The 19,117-nt window shown below is 42.5% G+C and carries 15 protein-coding genes and 1 pseudogene; 12 read left to right on the top strand and 4 right to left on the bottom strand.

Annotated elements, in window-relative coordinates; translation table 11 throughout:
- Positions 1-435: 435 nt before the first annotated feature.
- The 5 genes from QD47_RS05435 (at position 436) to QD47_RS05420 (ending at position 6,264) form a co-directional block, all read left to right on the top strand.
- Positions 436-2,784 (top strand): hypothetical protein, encoded by a 2,349-nt coding sequence (locus tag QD47_RS05435; protein WP_044645151.1) that lies wholly within the window; start codon positions 436-438, stop codon positions 2,782-2,784.
- Between the two features lie 412 nt (positions 2,785-3,196).
- Positions 3,197-3,427: a hypothetical protein gene (locus QD47_RS05430; RefSeq protein WP_044645150.1), complete on the top strand. Its 231-nt coding sequence runs from the start codon at positions 3,197-3,199 to the stop codon at positions 3,425-3,427.
- A gap of 56 nt (positions 3,428-3,483) precedes the next feature.
- A complete protein-coding gene (locus QD47_RS05425) occupies positions 3,484-3,708 on the top strand; it encodes a hypothetical protein (protein ID WP_044645149.1) in 225 nt (74 codons plus the stop codon).
- A 680-nt stretch (positions 3,709-4,388) separates the two neighbouring features.
- Positions 4,389-4,535 carry a hypothetical protein gene (locus QD47_RS32060; RefSeq protein ID WP_161797152.1) on the top strand — a complete coding sequence of 49 codons (147 nt, stop codon included), beginning with the start codon at positions 4,389-4,391 and terminating at the stop codon, positions 4,533-4,535.
- Between the two features lie 67 nt (positions 4,536-4,602).
- Positions 4,603-6,264: a recombinase family protein gene (locus tag QD47_RS05420; RefSeq protein WP_268794225.1), complete on the top strand. Its 1,662-nt coding sequence runs from the start codon at positions 4,603-4,605 to the stop codon at positions 6,262-6,264.
- On the opposite strand, the pseudogene QD47_RS30510 reads toward QD47_RS05420, so the two are convergent.
- A pseudogene (locus tag QD47_RS30510) lies at positions 6,241-6,444 on the bottom strand (RNA polymerase subunit sigma-70); the annotation flags it as partial. The gene QD47_RS05420 and the pseudogene QD47_RS30510 overlap by 24 nt on opposite strands.
- Positions 6,445-6,856: 412 nt before the next feature.
- Here QD47_RS30510 and QD47_RS05415 point away from each other — a divergent pair.
- Positions 6,857-7,327 carry a 2-thiouracil desulfurase family protein gene (locus QD47_RS05415; RefSeq protein WP_044645147.1) on the top strand — a complete coding sequence of 157 codons (471 nt, stop codon included), beginning with the start codon at positions 6,857-6,859 and terminating at the stop codon, positions 7,325-7,327.
- A gap of 171 nt (positions 7,328-7,498) precedes the next feature.
- Here the strand turns inward: QD47_RS05415 and QD47_RS05410 are convergent, their stop codons facing one another.
- Positions 7,499-8,248, bottom strand: a complete 750-nt coding sequence (locus QD47_RS05410; protein ID WP_044645146.1) for a YdcF family protein — start codon at positions 8,246-8,248, stop codon at positions 7,499-7,501.
- Positions 8,249-8,437: 189 nt separating this feature from the next.
- On the opposite strand from QD47_RS05410, the gene QD47_RS05405 reads away from it, so the two are divergent.
- The 4 genes from QD47_RS05405 to QD47_RS05390 all read left to right on the top strand — a co-directional run bounded on the left by QD47_RS05405 (position 8,438) and on the right by QD47_RS05390 (position 13,331).
- A complete protein-coding gene (locus QD47_RS05405; protein ID WP_044645145.1) occupies positions 8,438-9,325 on the top strand; it encodes a DMT family transporter in 888 nt (295 codons plus the stop codon).
- A gap of 341 nt (positions 9,326-9,666) precedes the next feature.
- On the top strand, positions 9,667-10,662 hold the full coding sequence (locus tag QD47_RS05400; RefSeq protein WP_044645144.1) for an ABC transporter permease: 996 nt from the start codon (positions 9,667-9,669) through the stop codon (positions 10,660-10,662).
- Positions 10,663-10,680: 18 nt separating this feature from the next.
- Entirely contained in the window at positions 10,681-11,574 is an 894-nt protein-coding gene (locus QD47_RS05395) for a carbohydrate ABC transporter permease (RefSeq protein WP_044645143.1), read from the top strand.
- A gap of 215 nt (positions 11,575-11,789) precedes the next feature.
- A complete protein-coding gene (locus QD47_RS05390; RefSeq protein ID WP_044645142.1) occupies positions 11,790-13,331 on the top strand; it encodes an extracellular solute-binding protein in 1,542 nt (513 codons plus the stop codon).
- A 175-nt stretch (positions 13,332-13,506) separates the two neighbouring features.
- Here QD47_RS05390 and QD47_RS05385 read toward each other — a convergent pair whose 3' ends face one another.
- Positions 13,507-15,768 carry an AraC family transcriptional regulator gene (locus tag QD47_RS05385; RefSeq protein WP_044645141.1) on the bottom strand — a complete coding sequence of 754 codons (2,262 nt, stop codon included), beginning with the start codon at positions 15,766-15,768 and terminating at the stop codon, positions 13,507-13,509.
- 275 nt (positions 15,769-16,043) lie between these two features.
- Positions 16,044-16,757, bottom strand: coding sequence for an expansin ExlX (gene exlX / locus QD47_RS05380; RefSeq protein WP_044645140.1), 714 nt, complete (start codon positions 16,755-16,757; stop codon positions 16,044-16,046).
- A gap of 278 nt (positions 16,758-17,035) precedes the next feature.
- Between exlX and QD47_RS05375 the strand changes: the two genes are divergently transcribed.
- Both QD47_RS05375 and QD47_RS05370 read left to right on the top strand, forming a co-directional pair.
- Positions 17,036-18,187: an iron-containing alcohol dehydrogenase gene (locus QD47_RS05375; RefSeq protein ID WP_044645139.1), complete on the top strand. Its 1,152-nt coding sequence runs from the start codon at positions 17,036-17,038 to the stop codon at positions 18,185-18,187.
- A gap of 157 nt (positions 18,188-18,344) precedes the next feature.
- On the top strand, positions 18,345-19,061 hold the full coding sequence (locus QD47_RS05370) for a metal-dependent hydrolase (RefSeq protein ID WP_044645138.1): 717 nt from the start codon (positions 18,345-18,347) through the stop codon (positions 19,059-19,061).
- Positions 19,062-19,117: the final 56 nt, after the last annotated feature.

Raw genomic sequence — 19,117 nt, 5'->3', positions numbered from 1 at the left:
TCATGTGACAAAAGTAGAGTTAATTGCAATGCCAAGTAAGTAAGTTCGATAAAATTTAATCTAAAAAAAGGAGGAGTGTTACGGGGACACGACTTCTGGGTTTTGGTGGAGTCTGTTCATAGCTTTAATTATTCGATCTTTGACAATCCAAATTATAATACTTGCATAGGTGAGAGTGAATTGAGTTTAGATGATTTTATCGTTTTCGGGGTTCACGCTCAGTTGCATGAGTATTATTCAATTTGCTCGAAATTATAACAGGACTATAAGTCTATTTAGGCGAATAAAATTGATTTTATGATGTGGAGCATAATGTCAAGCTGATTTGTCTAATCAAGATAGAAAGGTTATTTGTTGTATGTTTTTTTCGAGAAATAGAAACCAAGTGGTGCAGCTGGATATCTTATATAAAAACGAAGGGAGACGTATATACTTTTGGCTTTTGTAGAGACGCGAGATTTTATTCAAGTTACTGCTAACAACGGTAAGACTAATTTTTCATACATATTTGAAGGTAATGAAGACGAACGCTTGTTTAATAGTAAGATTCATAAAAGTAAAATGAAATACTACAGCAAAGAAGCTATCAAAGAAATCGAGGAATGGAGCAAAAAGGGCTATGGTATTTACTTTTTGCCTAATGGTGGCGGTTACAGAAATGATGAGATAACAGAATTTCGTGCATGTTTCATCGACATGGATATCAAAGATGAGATTGAACATGAAATTATTGCTGCTGGATTTACTGGAAGCCCTAATGAATTACAGGAGCTTGTAAAATCTAAGTTTTATTCGCTGAATAGTGCAGAGAAAACCAACTATAAACAGATATTCAGGAGCCGTGTTTCTGAATTAAAACAACGAGGGATTCCCCCAAGCGCAATTGTGGAAACGAAAAATGGGTTCCATGTATATTATTTGCTCAATAATGATACACAGAGACATCAATTTGAAACGCTAGAAGGATTTTTGATTTACATATTTAATGCAGATATGGCTGTAAAGAATCCAGCCCGATTGCTTCGAGTGCCTGACACTTTACACCTGAAAGATCCAAATGATCCATTTACAATAAAACTTGAGGAATGGAATCGGGGCATAAGGTATGATGCGGAAGATTTGATTGTTCGCCTACGGACTGTTATTGAGAAGGTGAGTATAGAAGCAGATTCACAGCTATGTGTTAATTCACGTAAAGCGCCGACACATAATACTAAACTGTTGCCGAAAAAAAGGGGACTTCCCTCCAGAATAGCAATAGATTACTCTTCAATGGATGTCGGTAACATTCCTCTGATTAGCAAAGGTTTTAAAGGACTTCCAGAGCTAAAGAGAAAGTTAGAGTTAGATAATCAGGATGATCTATGCTATATAGATCGAGATGATATCAGACAATTCTTAAAAAGGCAAAATTTAAAGCACCTACTTGGCATAGATTCTGATAGGTTCTATTGTATTTTTCACAATAGCAGCAATTCAACCAGCGGAAACATATACTCCTATGACGATAAATGGTTTTATAAATGCCATAGCTCTCGATGTGGAGTTCATTATGATATTGTTCAGATCATAGAGAGAATATCAAGGCTTCCTATACATAAAGCATTCGACTATTTAAAAGAACTGTACAATATAGCTGAGATTAAAACCGAGTGGCAACTGGATCAGGAAAGATTGATTGAGTTCAACATTGAGTTTCTGGAACGATTCAAATATGACATGGATTTACAGGAGAATTATCCATACCTAACGAAGTTTCTGAAAACTAAAGGTACGTTAGGATTGCTGATTCAAATACATGAAGTTGCAAGACGGAAGCTTCCCCAACTTGCTAAAATGAGGAATATGGATTCAAGCAATGCTATTGTGTTTGCACCTATGAGGAAGGTCATAGAGGAGTTATTGAGCGAGAATTCAGATTTACGCAACATTAATAAGGCCAATACCAAAGTAGTAATCATGATATTTATGTATCTGCTCAATTGTGTTGGCGTTGACCAATTACCCATTGAAATGCAAAGAGGAATTGAACAGTATCAAAAGGAGTCTCGTAAGAATAATATTATCCATTACAATAATATAGCGAGATATTATGAGATAGTCAGCATGGATACTGAACGGCTTATACTGGCTGAAGAGATGAGCAAATTCTTTTATCAGAATCATTTAACAATTTCAAATTTTAATCGTGAACAATTGATCAGCTTGTGTGGAGTAGAAGAGGGGAATCGTGTCTTCCCTGACCGATCAGAAGAGGAGATACCTGGTCTAAATCAATCCATTTCAAAAGAAATTAGCCGTGTAGTCAACAATTTGATTTGGGAAAAAGGTTGGACTCATGAATCTGAAATAATTGAGCATATGGATGTTTCTGGTTTTAGCTTGAAACAATTGTACAGAGATAACTTTAAGTACATACCCAAGAAGAAGTCGGTTGAGTTAGATTCTATAGCTGTACTGGATAATGATGTAGGATTTCAGAAGTGGAGTTATGGGTTTCTAGCTAAAAAACTATCTATGAACATACCAGCAATTATTTCTAATCAGGAGTACCGTAAGGCAAGAGTAAATAAGCTATTGAGAAAGCAGTTTGACATTCCTATACATATAAAAGGTTTCGTTTATCATCAAGAAATATCAGAACAAGGTAAACAATTAGAAGACAAAGCTTCACATATCCTACGATTAAAGCAACATGATTTAAGTCTATCTAATGCTAAGATAGCTTCATTAGTTGGATGTTCAAGACAATATGTATCTAATGTTCTTAAATGCAGAGATTAAACTTTATATTGATAATCTGATTATAGAAGTGTCAACTAAATGGTCGCTTCTAAGCACCTCATATCATTAGACTAAAGAGTAGTAACATTATGAGGTGCTTTAATAGGCACGTTTAGTTGACAGGTAGATAACAGAATAAGCAATGTACTGGTCAAAATGGATTATTGTTGACTTGTCTTTAGTTCATCCTTTTTTTATGAATAATCTATTATGAAATTAAGATGTTTCTTCATAGACAAGGTATTTGTAAGGGGAAGGACAATAACTGTTATTCATAGATAATAGTACAGAGATATGAGCGTCAGAATGGAAATGAAAGGGGTGATGTGGATTGAGCTAGTGTTGGATTGTCTTCACATGAAGTAAAGCTAGAACTATATAAAATAAAATTATACATACCAAGGAGAATAAAATGAATAAAACTATCACGCTAACACCAGAGGAATTTGTATCGCTAAAAAAGGAAAATGAATCACTTGAAAAAGTAGTTGAGGGATATGAGGAAGCATATGAAGTAGTTTTAGATTTCATTCATGAACATGGGCTATTCAAAGATTTTAAAGAGTACCTACAGAATCGAATGCACGCAAGCCCTGAGAGATTGATTAGCTTTGATACATATATGGGATTTGTCGAAGCGTAGAAGTAAAAATGCAGTAATAGAAGCGTTTTAAACTAAATAAATAAGGGAGATAGAATATGCCACATACTGAAGGAACAAATGAATTTATTAAAAGCGTATTGGGATACGAGGAGCATGATGGACACTTGAAAGCAGAATATGATTTGGAATGTCGTCATGATATGCTAATGGAGTTTGCCGTAAAAAACGCTGATTTATTCTTAGAATTCGCTAATGCGAGTACGGAATATACCAGTAGTAATTTTGTAAAACAGTTTAAACGTAGCTATACACAAAAATAATTATCATACATTAAAAGGAGGTGATGTGCTTGATTGGCTAGCATGTTTGGATACAACAATCTATAGTATCCTTTTACATATTCCTTTCTTGTGTAAAGTTGATTGGATTGTAGCCGACTTCTTCTATCTGCTTTATATTCTTTAATGAGGTGGTTATTATGGAAGGTAAAAAATTTGTTCTTATGCTTTTACTTTTTTGCTTGTTGAGCATTATAGGGCTAATGTCTTTAATCTACGGATTCATCTGGTTAGTATTCAATGGATAGCTTATAAAATCAACATTTTACATGGAGGCAGATAATTTGAGTACAGATGGGATACATATTGAGCCGAAACATTTTATTATGACAGCCATAATGGATGAAGACTATCCATATGAAGTTGTCAGGGTGTTCTTAGACAATTATTATTGCTTAGACGATCTGGAGGCGATCCTAAGACGTGTTTATGGTTGAAGAAAATGGGAATTAGGGTAGCAAGTTAGGAAGGCATAGAATTGAAATTAGGAGCGTTTGAATTATACATATAGCAACACATAGTAAGCACTTTGACAAAAATACATAGCTTAGAGGAATGTGATATTTATACATCGGATTATTCAAGGATGTAGCCGTGACATAGGGACAATCTCATCGTTCATACACTATCCATGTGAGCTTAAAGACGGGTGGTGTATAACAATGAAGAAGAATGAATTCACCTTTGTCCCTGTTTTTAATCCAGTATCAGACCAATACATAAATAATAATAAACCATTGCAGAATGTCCTAGAAATTATACTTGAACAAATAAGTAATCAATCAACAAAAAGAGAAGACGATGTGTAACAGCATCGTTTTTTTCTTTATTTATGTACAGTAATGAGCATAGGATTTATAATGAACACAAAACAAAGTGAGGTGTAGACAATTGAATGCTTACATAACGGCTATTTATCCAAGAGTATCTACAGGAATGCAAGCTTCGGAGGGTACAAGTTTGGAAGGTCAAGTGGAGATCTGTTTTAATAAGGCACGTAAATTAGGAATTCAGGAAAATACTCTACATGTCTATCAAGAAGAAGGGTTTACAGGAGAGGACATTGATCGTCCTGCTCTTAACCGTTTGATGCAAGACATTAAGCTAGGTAAAATCAAATCGCTAATTGTGACGCATCCCGACAGGCTGACAAGAGACCTGACCGACAAACTCATTATTTGCCGCGAGCTTGAAAAACATGATGTAGAGCTTATTTTCGTAGATACAGAATATAAAAACACACCTGAAGGCCAGTTGTTTTTTAACATGATGTCGTCTATTGCTCAGTATGAGTTATCCCTAATTAAAAAGCGTACTGTTCGTGGTAGGCTCAGAGCAGTTGAAAAAGACAAAAAAATTATGCCTATGCGTGTGGCTCCTTACGGATATGACCTTATTGATGGTCGGCTTATAATCAATGAAGAGGAAGCTAAATTCGTTCAACTTATCTATCATTGGTATGTTCATGATTCCAAAACGATGAAGCAGATTGGTGAGAACTTATATTTGATGGGCGCTGTTCCTAAACGAGCAGAAAGTAAGCAGTGGAGTGCCAGTTCTATTGGTCGCGTCCTGACTTCAGAAATTTATATCGGTAAATATTACTATAACCGCAGATCAACGAAGAAGGTTAAAGGTGAAAAAACAGCATCAGGTAAAGCCAAAAAGACTTACACTATGAGGAATAAGGAAGAATGGATATGTGTAGATGTGCCTCCATTAATAGATTTGGGAACTTTTGAACTTGCCCAGAAAAAGAAGCGAACTAATTTTACACGTACAGGTCGGAATGTGAAGCACCATTATTTGTTAAGATCGTTAATCAAGTGTAGTCACTGTGGACGTGTGTGGGAAGCAACGAGCTATCCGGGTAAAGCTAAAAACGGTGAGAAGAAGAGTTATCCCATTTACAGATGTGCTAACAAATACCCCAAGAGGTATGGTGAAGGGGTAGAAAAGTGCGATATTCCGGTGATTCGAACTGAAATTCTTGATGAGTATATATGGGGAATAATTGTGAAGGTTCTTAACAATCCTGAACACCTAAAAAATGATCTTTCAAAAAAGGATAGCCATGCTACAGATGAACTCATGAATTTGAAAAATATCTTCGAAAAACAGGTAGAAGAGAAGGAAAAGGAAAGAGAGAAAATAAAGTTTATGTTTAGGAAGGGTGTTATTGAGGAGGATGAATTGGAAACTGATATGACCACTTTAAATAAAGAGGTAAAAAGAATTCAAGGAGAACTTGGACGACTTGAGGAAAAAATATCTTTATTGAATCGGCAGTCGATGTCTGAGGATGTCATTAAAGTGATGGTATCTAAATATCAGGAAGTATTAAACAATGAATTAGCACCAGAGATAAAAAGAAGGATTGTGGAAAATCTGATTGATGAAATTATAATCCGATATGACCATGAAAAGAAACAATTTAGCTTATCCTTCTATGGGTTCCTAAACAGAATGGTGGATGGATTTTCAAAAGATAATTACTTTGTTTCTGGAACACAACCTGTTCACAATATGAGCCACTAGTCGGAGGTTGTGTTCAATTAGTGTGTTGCGGGATTGCGCGTTGCCTTCGGCAAACAGCTTCAGGTGTCGGGCTTCCTCTTTCTCAGTCAATGGCTGCGGAAAGGCGTTGTTTTTCACGTAAGAGACGAGTAGCGTCAATTCCTTGATGAACAGAGCGATAGCGCTAAATAGTCCGGGCACGGATGACACCTCCTGAGGTAGTTGCGAACTTGCCGGCCTATGGTACTTACCGGGCTTGTGATCTGTTTATTGTATGTGGGCAGATGCCCATCCGTGCCTGTACTCCGAAAACTGCTTTGCAACAATTTATAGGTATAACTTATTTCCGGGTGGCTATTTTTACATGAAAATACCGTAATTTAACACATTTCCTTGGCACAAGAAGAACAGTTTTGGCTATCTTAAATTGAGCGAAGTTATCCCTATTTACGGGACAGCTTCGCTTTCTTCATTTTTATGTCATACGGTAGAAGAAGCGACATTATTGATATGGAAGAAGGAATTTTATTTTTCGTACGATGACTCTGTGAGGAAATTTGATTATACTTAAACTACTTAAGTTATAAAAAGCAATGATATGAGGTGGAAGCAGATGATTCTGGTAAGTTCATGTTTGGCAGGGATGAAGGTCCGGTATAACGGGACGGATAGCTTGGACGTACATATTCAGAAGTTGGTTGAGGAAAAGAAGGCTGTGACGATCTGCCCTGAGCTGTTGGGGGGCTTTATGACGCCGAGACCGCCTGCTGAAATTGTGGGCGGGACAGGGGAGGATGTACTGAACGGTACAGCCAAGGTGGTTGAGTCCTCGGGTAACGATGTCAGTGAGATGTACATTAGAGGTGCATACGAAGCTTTGAACATAGCTAAAGAGATTAACGCTACGCTCATTATTTTAAAAGAAAACAGTCCGTCCTGCGGATCAGCTGCTATCTATAACGGGTCATTTGAAAATCGGAAAATAGCAGGTAACGGCGTAACCTCGGCTTTGCTGAAAAAGGAAGGCTTTAAGGTAATATCGGAAGAACAAGTGTCAGAAATTTTCCTGCATGAGGATATTTAGTGGGTTGGGAGATATGCGAGTCGGGATAAAAAAACGGACTTTGAACTCTTACAGTCTCATGAAAGAAAGAGCATGGGAAAATCAAGCGCCTTGGCAGCTTACAGGTTTACATCTGCAAGCTGCCAAGGCGCTTGTTTGTGATGCAGGTCTACACGCTAGGTATACATCACGTTATTTAAGCTTCAAAGCAAGGATCCCCAGATACTCCTTGAGGGCAGTTCCAGTAGTAGCCATGGCTCCGGCAGACGGGGAGAGCTTGGCAGCATATAGTGACAGATTTTCACTTGCCAGATAGTCGGTCGGATAAGGTACAGCCTGCATGCCTGCACGCTGAAATTCCAGCGCTGCACGTGGCATATGGAAGGCAGAGGTCACCAAAATGGGCTTGGTGAGCTGATGCTGCTTTAAAATTCGGGACGTATACACGGCATTTTGCTGCGTGTTCAGGGAACGGTTTTCGATCAGAATATCCTTTGCCGGAATACCGAGTCCCAGAAGCTGTCTTTGGGCAATATTCGCTTCGTTGCCACTGTCGCCAAATACCTGTCCACCGGAAAACAGAATAGGTAAGCCCGTTGCTTCGTGCAACCGTGCCGCAGTGAGCAGCCGATTGGCCGCTGAACCCAGCAGATTACCTTGTCCGTTGATGTCGGGTGTTCCCTCTGTAGCTCCGCCGCCAAGCACAACGATGACATCGCCTTGAACGATACGAGGCTGTGGATACTGCTTTTCCAGACTGCTGATTAGCAAATCTCCGGCCAAATTGGTAGAGGAACCATACAGCAGCAGTGTGACAACGAGTAGAATGACAGCAGGTTTACGCGCACGCTTCCACAGCCAGATCACAAGCCCTGCCATCACGAGGATAAACAAACCGGGAGGCAGCACGAAGCTGTATAAAAATTTGATGATATAAATCAAGTGCAGACATCCTCCTATCCTTTAATCTCTATTTTTCTTTTTGGTTTGGTATATTGTAACATAGGCAAATGACTGGATTCCTCTGTTTGGAGTTGTGCTTTCCAATGCATATTTTTTGTTTGATAAAGTTGTCCTATAGGCGTAAAATATGAGGTCTAGTCATTTTTTTCATAGAGGAGCGAAAGCAGCATGGGAGAGTTAACGACAGCCAAGCGGATCATGATGATCGCGCTGTTGGTTGTATTGTGGGGCATATCTTGGCCCATTTATAAAGTAGCGTTGCAGTTTACGCCTCCACTTTTGTTTGCAGGGTTGCGCACGTTGCTGGGAGGTCTGCTGTTAGGAGCGATTTTACTGCCGAGATGGAAACGTATCCGTTGGAAAGAGAACTGGCGTGTCTATGCTATTTCGAGTGTTTTTAACGTGGTACTGTTTTATGGTCTGCAAACGGTAGGGCTGATGTACGTACCGTCCGGCCTGTTTTCTGTGCTGGTGTATCTCCAGCCTGTATTGGTCGGCATTTTTGCATGGATGTGGCTGGGTGAAGCGATGTCCGGGCTTAAGGTGACTGGATTGGTCATCGGATTTCTGGGTGTCGCGGCTGTAAGTGTCGGAGGATTTTCGGGACATGTGGCTGTGGCAGGTGTAATTATCGCTATTATTACAGCCGTGAGCTGGGCATTGGGTACCGTCTATGTGAAAAAGGTAAACCAGCGCGTGGATTCGCTGTGGCTGGTCGCATTTCAATGCACGCTGGGAGGCATCGTGTTGACGGGAGCCGGAACAGTGACGGAAAGCTGGTCAGACATCGTATGGAATGTTCCTTATGTGTCCGGGCTGTTGTTCGGTATCGTGTTGGGCATTTCGCTGTCTTGGTTGCTGTATTTCACACTGGTTAACTCGGGGGATGCGAGCAAAGTCGCGTCTTATACGTTTTTGGTGCCCGTTATTTCGGTGTTTGTCAGCTCTTTGGTGCTGCGCGAAGCGATTACGGCTTTCTTGCTGATCGGTCTGGTATTAATCGGGCTTAGCATTTATTTGGTGAATCGCAGAGCGAGAGTAGTACAGCAAGCTTGATGCTGCTTCAAAATGTCAAACGGTTCAGGGAAGATGGCATCAAGTTTATCGGTCAGAACAAAAATGACGGTGAACTTCGCTTCGAGTTACATGATAGTGAAGGGCAACCTCAAACGTTTAATTATGCTTTGTAAGTGGGTTTTGGGCGTCTATCAGGCGCCTTATATCACACAATACTTCACAAATATCCGAATTGTTCACTCTTGAGGACACTCCTTTGTTCATGAAATACGCAAGGCTTCACTTTTCATTTTGAATGCGCTTACATAAAATAAGATCATACGACGGCGGTACTGCAAAACATGCTGTTGGTAACGTATACAGAGGGGGAGTGACTCACATTGAATCAGCCTGTGCCTAAGAGTTCTGCTATGCTCACGACAGATTCCCGCCTGAACGGGAGGAGGCTGGCGAGCGGCAGGAAAAATGGATTTTTCCATGAACTGATCCGTAATCGGATATTATTTTTAATGCTGCTGCCGACCTTGATCTTTTTCTTCATTAACTCTTACATTCCTATGGTGGGTATCTATTATGCATTTACCCAGTTTGACTTCAATACCAGCTTGTTCGATGCCAAGTTTGTCGGACTTCAGAATTTTCAATTTCTATGGCAATCCGGCACGCTGACGAAATTGACATTGAATACGGTCGGATACAACGCAGCATTTATTTTATTTGGCAACGTGTTAGCGATTGTTCTCGCGATTTTGCTGAATGAGCTGCGGGGGCGTTACTTTAAAAAGATCGCTCAATCTGTGATGTTCCTGCCTTATTTTGTTTCTTTCGTTATTCTAAGCGTTATTGTGTATAACATATTTAATTATGATAACGGCTTTCTGAATACGCTGCTGCTGCAAATCGGCGGTGAACGTGTGGATGTATACAACAAACCGTGGGTATGGATTTTCCTGATTATCCTGTTCTACCTGTGGAAAAATCTCGGCTACAGTATGGTGATTTATTTGGCGGCCATTACAGGCATTAGCGACGAGTATTATGAGGCGGCGAAAATGGACGGGGCCAACATTTTTCAACGGATCTGGTACATTACCGTGCCTATGCTCAAATCGACGTTCGTCGTGCTGCTGCTGTTCGCGCTCGGCAGTATTATGAAGGGACAGTTCGATCTCTTCTATCAATTAATCGGCAACAATGGGGTGCTGTACAATACGACGGATATTTTGGACACGTATGTGTACCGTTCACTGAAAGTAACCTTTGATGTCGGTATGGCTTCGGCGGCAGGCGTGTACCAGTCCTTGTTCGGCTTTATACTGATCATGACTGTGAACTATATTATCCGCAAGCTGAACGACGAATATGCTCTGTTCTAGAAAGGAGGACCCAAACGGATGGCGATCAAAGAGGATGTATACACCCGAATTTTTCAAATTCTCTCTTATGCGATAATCATTATTGCTTCTATTGCTTGTTTGCTACCATTTCTACTTATTATTTCGGCATCATTGACCAGTAACGAGTCGATTATCAGAGATGGATATCATTTTATTCCACAGGAATTTTCGCTGGAAGGATACCGTACGGTGTTCACCTTTCCTGAAGAGGTGCTAAGGGCGTATGGGGTGACCATTTTTACAACCGTAGTAGGTACGACGCTGGGCCTGTTCCTGATGACGATGGCGGGATATGTGCTGGCGCGTAAAGATTTTAAATACCGGAACGCATTCTCGTTCTATATTTACTTTACAACGTTGTTCGGGGGCGGATTGGTACCCTGGTACATTATGCTGACGAAGTATTTAGGACTGCTCGATACGTATACGGTGCTTATTTTCCCGGGGCTGATGACTCCGTTCCTGATCATTTTAATGAAAAACTTCATTCGTTCGTCCATGCCGGAAGAGCTGTTTGAGTCTGCCAAAATTGACGGTGCGGGTGATTTTAAAATCTACTATCGGATTGTGCTGCCTTTGTCTACGCCGGGCATTGCCACCGTGGGATTGTTTCTGGCCTTGGCATACTGGAATGACTGGTTCTCGTCTTCACTCTTTATTAATGATCCACATAAATACCAGCTGCAATATTATCTGTATAATGTAATCAACTCGATGCAATTTATCGCGCAAATGGGGGCAGGTACCGGCGTTTCACTTTCCAACGATATGCCGACCGAATCGACCAAAATGGCAATGGCGATCGTGGTCACCGGGCCGATTTTACTGCTGTACCCGTTCATTCAGCGTTATTTCGTCAAGGGCTTGACCATTGGTGCTGTTAAAGGCTAAAGTAGACATTCATCAGCTAAGATGGCATGACGTGCTGACGTTATGCCATTCTGAAAGCGTATTTTGTAAGCGTTTTATTTAAGGGGCTAGTAACGTTTGTTTCCTACAAATTTTAAAGGCGCGGCTGAGTACAAGCGAATGATTTTCGTCTACTCTCCAGGCTTTTAAAAGATAGATGGCTTTAAACCAGCAACCACTTCAAAAGGAGGATTCACATGACATTTACAAAGAAAAGAAAGCAACGCATGTCCATCCTGATTGCAGTTATGGTCATCATGGCGCTATTAGCCGGGTGTGGAGGCGGTGGCGGAAGTAGTGCACAAAAATCAGATGGAACGGATGACAAATCCCAGAAGGTACAGCTGCAATTTTATATGCTGGGTGATGCTCCGAAGGATCTGCCTGCCGTTGAAGCAGAGATTAATAAATTGGCGGAAAAAGATTTGAATGCCACCGTCAAATTCAACTATACGACGTGGACGGACTGGGATCAGAAGTATAAGCTGCTGCTCTCTTCAGGCCAGCCGATTGACCTGATCTTCACTGCAGATTGGACGCAGTATCAGGCGTATGCCAAGAAAGGTGCATTTCTGCCGCTTGATGATCTGCTGCCGAAGGCCGCACCTGCCTTGCAAAAATTTGTGCCTCAGGAGATGTGGGATGGCGTTAAAATCGGAGGCAAAATCTACACTGTGCCAGGCACATACAAGGAGTATGTAACCAATGGATTTGTATGGCGCGAGGATTTGCGCGAGAAGTACAATCTGCCTAAACCTACGGATATAAAAAGCTACGAGGCTTATATGGATGGTATCCGTCAGCATGAGCCTAATATGAAACCGGTCTCTCTGAACAGCGATATTAAAGGGAACCTGCATGATCGCTATTCCGAATTGGTAACAAAGAGTGTAGGGGCTTTGCCTTATGGCATCGGTATTAAGTATGAAAAACCAACAGAGGTTTATAAATATTGGGGTTCAGATGAGCAAAAAGAAGAGCTGAGCATTTACAAACGCTGGGCCGACAAAGGATTTATTCCTAAAAACGTACTGAACGTAAAAGATACGCTTCAGGATCAGGTGACTTCTGGTAAAGCAGCGAGTATTTTCGGTGACAATCCGACCCGATTTAATGACATGGTGATTAAGCTCAAAGCTTCTCACCCGGACTGGAAGCTGGATTACTATCCATTCCCGCTGACAACGGGGTTTGCAACTCCAGTGCATCCGATTCATAACGGCTTTGCGATTCCCAAAAGCAGTCCTAACCCTGCACGCGCATTAGCCTTTTATGAAAAGCTTGTCACAGACAAACGTTATAACCTGCTCACGCAATACGGAATTGAAGGCAAAAACTATGAAGTCAAAGACGGTTACTATCAAATGATAGGTACCGGCAGCACGAACGGCTTTTCACGGGAAGGTATGAATAGCTGGGCTTGGCGTAACCCGGAATACATGCTGTTTGATTCAGGCTTTGACCGGGTGAAGAAGATTTTTGCTGAGCTGGATAAAATCCAGAAGCCTGACGTGTTTACCGGCTTTGCAGAGGATTATACGACCTATCAAGCGGAAAAAGCGGCTTTGGAGCAGGTTGAGAAGCAGTATCTGTATCCGCTCCAAGCTGGACTGATTGATAATGTGGATCAAGGATTGCAGACCTTCTTGCAAAAGGCAAACCAGGCTGGCCTGGAGAAAATCCAGACGGAATATACCAAGCAATGGGAAGCCTACGTGAAGGAGAAGAACATTAAGTAATTGGGCAAGGCAAAGAGATTTTAACAGTTGGGATAAAAAGAAAAAGCAAGTCTCCAGGATATTGGAGGCTTGCTTTTTTAATGTCTATTACAAGGAGTGATAGGTCACGTTAAAATCAGCGGAGAGGACGGAACGATTGCGTACAAGCGATAGCCGTCGCCTTTGTCAGTCTACCTTATTGCGCATTTGCTTTAGAACGACGAAAATCTGTTGGCGTCACGCCCAAGCTACGCTTGAACATGCGGTGAAAATAAGAGCTGCTCCCAAATCCGGTTTGTTCTGCCACGTCAGCTACCGACCAGTCGGTTTGCTCCAGCAGCTCGCAGGCTTTGCGAATGCGTAGCTGTTGAATGACATCTACGATGGTAGACATGGTTTGTTGCTTGTATAGTCTGCTGACATAGATCGGCGACATATCCAGCTCTTCAGCGATCTGGTTGAGGCAAAAATCCGGATCAGCATAGGCTTGCTCTATTCGCTCGTTAATTTGCCGTACTAGCCGCTCTTGTTTCGTGTTTCGTTTTTCCAACAGGTTGGAGCGGACATGATCAAAGACCAATTGATATTGCTCGATAAGCTCCAGGGCCGTCTCCAACTGATCTGCGGACGGCAATTCAGGTATAGATTCGGCAGCAAATCCATTACGCTCACTCATATGCTGAATGGCATGATTCACACTCATCATCAACCGGGATATGGCCACCTGCACAACGGAAAACGAATATTTTTCCATATGCATCAGCAAGTCCTTGAACATGCCATGAGCATCCTCCGTATGACCAGATAACAGCGTGTCGAGCAATTTTTTCTCCTTATCCGACGCATATACATAGGCATTTTGAGCATGTGCCTCAATTGTGTTCTGCGCATCAATGATACACCCGTGCCCTTGAAAAAATCGGTGCATGGACGCTTCCTGTACCTGACGGTACAACAGATGCAGCCGTTCCGACTGGCTTGCGATGGCGCTATAGGTTAGCGATACGCTCAGCTTTAAATACTCATGGCAAGCTTCGCGTATTTGGCGCAATAAGGTTTCCAGCAGCACGGTATCCGTATGCTCCGCAGGATCAAGAATGTTGAGCAGCAATAGGACGCTGTCTTCGTCGATATCCACGGCTTCCACCTGGTACGTCTGCCCGCATATTTCAGAAGCAATATTCATTATGGCAAACTTATAGGGTAGCAGGTCAGGACCGCGTTCGCTTTGCCACCGGGCATATTCATCTATACGCAGCAGCACCAGCCGATAGTCTTTGTCAAACTGGAATGTAATTCCAAGCTCAAGCAACCGCTCCGGTTCCTCTCCAGCAGGAAGCAATTGAACCCCCCGAATAATATTCTGTAAAATGTTTTGCCGGATCGTATACATGCTGTTTCGTTTCTCTGATTCGAGTGAATTCATATGGACAACGATCTGCCCAATGGGGGTATACAGCATTCTGGACAGCAGCCAGGAAGCCACGAACCCTGCCAATGCAATGACGGCGGCAATGAACAGCATCGCATTACGGATAACACTCGCCATTTTGACAACGCTTTCATACGGGGTGACACTAATATACTGCCAACCCAATCCGTCTTGGGAGGTATAAGAAATGAGTGATCTTTTACTGTGAAAATCTTCTACAAAATATCCTGTTTCCTGTTTTTTGACTCGGGTGTGCAGCCATAGCTGTTCTTTTTCGTTCAATGGTTCTTCTGCCAGTGTCGCGCCGGATAAAAGTCTGCCTTGATCGTCCAAAATATAAGCCGTTCCGCCTGATGCCGGATTCGTCGCCATTTCCTTGTTCATCCAAGTCGCAGATACATTGACGATCACAGCCGAATTCATCGCTTCGTTCGAGTTGATTGCGTCGTAGCATAAATACGTATAGGCGGCAATGTCTGTGCTGGCTTGATCTGCTCCGGCAACGGAGTCTGACGCAGATAGCAAAGGATAGGTGCGTGGAATAGGTGTAAATGGCTTATAATCCTCATAATGATCCAGCACGCGTATAATATCCGTGTCAACCAGTTCACTTTTGCTGTATAACCCGTTTTGCCCCCGTGAGGATGCAATGTAGAAGGCGTCGCTTTTCGGATTATACACATAGATGGATTCAATGTACGGCATAGAATTGAGATAATTGTTCAACTCAGACATGGCAGCGGTTACATCATATACATTGGGTTTGGGATAATACAACAACTTAGACAGGGTGCTGCTGCGGTACATTTGGAAGGCCAACGATTGGGCGATAGATGTCATGTTAATGACCTCTCTGCTTCTCAGTGCCAGGCTGCTATGATTGGCTTCGAATGCTTGCTCCTTCTCCACCCGAATATAATAAAAATAATACACTGTGGTAGATACCAGCAACGTCAGCGTAATACATAACGTGATACTGATCATCAATTTGCTGTGAAGCTTGTGATGCTTTTTGAAATTGCTCATGTGGGCAGGTCTCCTGTCTATGTTCATATAGCCAAAATACACCCTAATATGTATTCATTATACGTGCCTTCCTGTGAACAGGACAGTGAACAAACTAATTTTTTATGAAAAATAATGACTTTTTCGTAAAAAGGCCAGGAACCCGACACGCAAAATCGCTTGCGTCGGTTCCCAGCCTGGGGATTACATAAAGCCTGTCACGAATTGGACAGCACATGGGTAGGAAGCGCCCATTTATGCCTGACAGGATTCAAGCTGTGAGAAGATATCTACAATCAGTCAGGGAATTGCACATTACCTTTGACAATATAGGCATCGCCCGTGCCATTTTCTGCTAGAGCCGGGAGGGTATCGTTCAGCACCACACCGCGAATGTCTGTAATCCGGATTTTAAGAGGCTGGTTCCCTAAGTTAGTACCCAGAAAGTGGTTGTAGTCCTGTTTTTCGAGGTTGATCCACTGTCCGTTCTGTTGGACTTCCAGTTTCAAGACAGGATATTTATGATTGCGTACCTGAATAGCTGCCCACCACCGGCTGCTGCCTTCTTTAATGCGGTAGGAGACGTTTCCAGTAACTGGGGCTTTGATGACTTTCCATGAGATATTGATTTTTCCATCAATTTGGTTGCCAATTTGGTTAAAAGCATTTGGGGACAGGTCGAGCGCACCACTTGGACCTTCAGGATAAAGGTCGGTTACATAGACGGTTGTTTTCCCCTTGGGACCTTGGACTTCCAGATATGCTCCTGCCAATGCGGCTTTGATTCCGTTATAATTCAGTTGGGTGCGGTTAAGAGCCGTAATTTTTGCATCGGAAGGGATTGGATCAAGTAGCAGTGCTCCTCCTGAGTAGCCAGATCCGGTATAGGTGGCATACCCGGTGTATGTATCATTCCAAGCAGCAGAAGCGGGGAGAGCGAACAAAACAAGACTTAGCAATGATGCCAGACCAACCGTTTTGAACTTGCGAATCGCAGAACTCTTTTGCATAATTATTTCCTCCTTGTTCATTTAATAGATTCATATAGTAAATATAAACACTATATTACATAATATTTCAAATAGTTCAATAGGCTTTTGAGGCAAAAAGAAAATATTGCAAAAGTTTGTCAACATGTTTCTAGGCCTTATTGCATGTTTTTATGGGAATTGCTGAACTGTGCTTTTTTTCGCAGATGTCTGCTCGATCTGATGGTAGTATCAAGAAGATGCATGATAACAGAGCAGAGATGACTGGAGAACGATTAACACAGAGGAGGGGTTTACGTATGGGGAGGAACATCTTTTATGTACCGCCAGTGAATTTGATGGGGATTGGATGTCTTAGAGATCTGGGACCGATGTTGCAAGAGAAAAGATTTATGAAAGCGCTTATCGTGACGGATAAATGGCTGCGTCGAAATGGGATTACCGACCGGATTATTGCTGTTTTGGAGCAACATGGAATTCCATATATCGTGTATGATGGTGTGCAACCTAACCCTACCTGTGACAATGTTCACGAAGGAGTCAAGGTGTTTCAGGATAACGGATGTGATGTTCTCGTCTCGGTAGGTGGTGGGTCGCCTCAGGATGCGGCCAAAGCCATTGGCATCATTGTCACCAATGGAGGACATATTTCAGAATATGAAGGCGTTCACAAATCCAAACGACCGTCCGTTCCTATTGTGGCAGTGAATACAACGGCGGGTACCTCCAGCGAGGTCACCATTAACTATGTCATTACTGATGAGAAGCGTAAGGTCAAAATGGTCATGGTTGATAAAAACAGTCTGGCTTCCATCTCTGTAAATGACCCCGAATTAATGGTGGGTAAGCCAGCCGAATTAACTGCTGCGACAGGTATGGATGCGCTTACTCATGCGATTGAGGCGCTGGTTACCCCGGGAGCTTATCCGGTCACCGATGCCACTGCCTTGGCTGCTGTCGAGCTGATATTCCGTTATTTGCCTGATGCTGTGGAGAATGGTCAAAATATTGAGGCTCGGGAAAAGCTTGTGTATGCTGTTTTTCTGGGAGGGCTGGCTTTCAACAATGCGGGGTTGGGATATGTGCATGCGATGGCTCATCAGCTTGGAGGTGTGTATGATCTTCCACATGGGGTGTGTAATGCGATGCTACTGCCCTATGTACAGGAGGCCAATGCGCAGCATGTTCCTCGTAAATTCAGACCTATCGCTCAAGCGATTGGATTCTCGGTCAGAGGGCGAACGGACGAGGAGTGTGCTGAATTTGTCGTGGATGCCATCCGTGGGTTGGCACAGGAGGTCGGAATCCCGAAACGCTTGTCTGAGTTGGGAGTAACGGACCCGGACCTGAATCTGTTAGCCGACAATGCGATGAAGGATGCGTGTGCGCCCAGTAATCCGTTTCAGCCAACCAAAGAGGAAGTTATCGCACTGTTCCAAAAAATACTCTAAGGCGAATTTTTGACCGGGACTTTTGGACGATATCCTTTAAATAGAATAAGCGAACTATTGTTCTCCTTTTGTTTGTCGTATACAATCGAATCATGCTGATTCAAATAGAGTGATGTCGAACTCTGTTGTATGCTGCAACGAAAGGATGTTATGCACCATGATGGGAAGAGCCCATTTGATTATTGGAACCGGGGTCTCCCTGTCGGTATTAGCCTTGAACGGATACGAAGTGACTCCGACTGCCGTGGCTGCCGCTGTAGTCGGTTCACTGTTGCCGGATATTGACGAGCCTAACTCCATGCTCGTGAGTCGTGCGTTGCCTACCAAAATGCTCAGACTCGTACAGCTTTTGATGATTGGGGCTGCGGGCTGGGTATTTTTCACCCGTATGGCTCCACCGCCGTGGAATCTTGTTCTGGCTTTGCTGATGATCAGCGCTTCCTTTATGCCTTCACGATCGATGCGAAAGGTTATTATCTTTTTGATTGGGGTTGGCTTAGCCTGGTATGGGGAAGCATATGCGCCATGGAATTACATTGCCGGGTGCCTGCTGATTATCTGTACGCTTGTCCCGCACCGGGGATTGACGCATACGGTGTACGGAACAGTCGTATGGACTGCGTTGCTGTACGGTACAACCCGCCTGCACGGTGACAGCATATGGCTGGCTGGTGGTTTGGCGTATCTGCTGCATTTGTTGGCAGATTCCTTGACGAATAACGGAATTAAACCTTTGCCACCTTTCAAATGGAAGCTGCGATTTAAGCTGATGAGTACCGGAACGCGCAAAGGGGCGCAGGTGGAGAACATCTGCATTGCCTTGACGGCTGTACTTGTTATTATCGCTTTACTTCGTTATAAGCATTTGATATGAAGCGCTCTATTTTGTAGCTCTATTAAATCAAAAAACAGTCAAAACATGTAGAACGT

The sequence above is a fragment of the Paenibacillus terrae genome, assembly GCF_000943545.1.
Lineage (GTDB): Bacteria > Bacillota > Bacilli > Paenibacillales > Paenibacillaceae > Paenibacillus > Paenibacillus terrae_A.
This window is presented reverse-complemented; position numbering and strand designations above follow the sequence as displayed.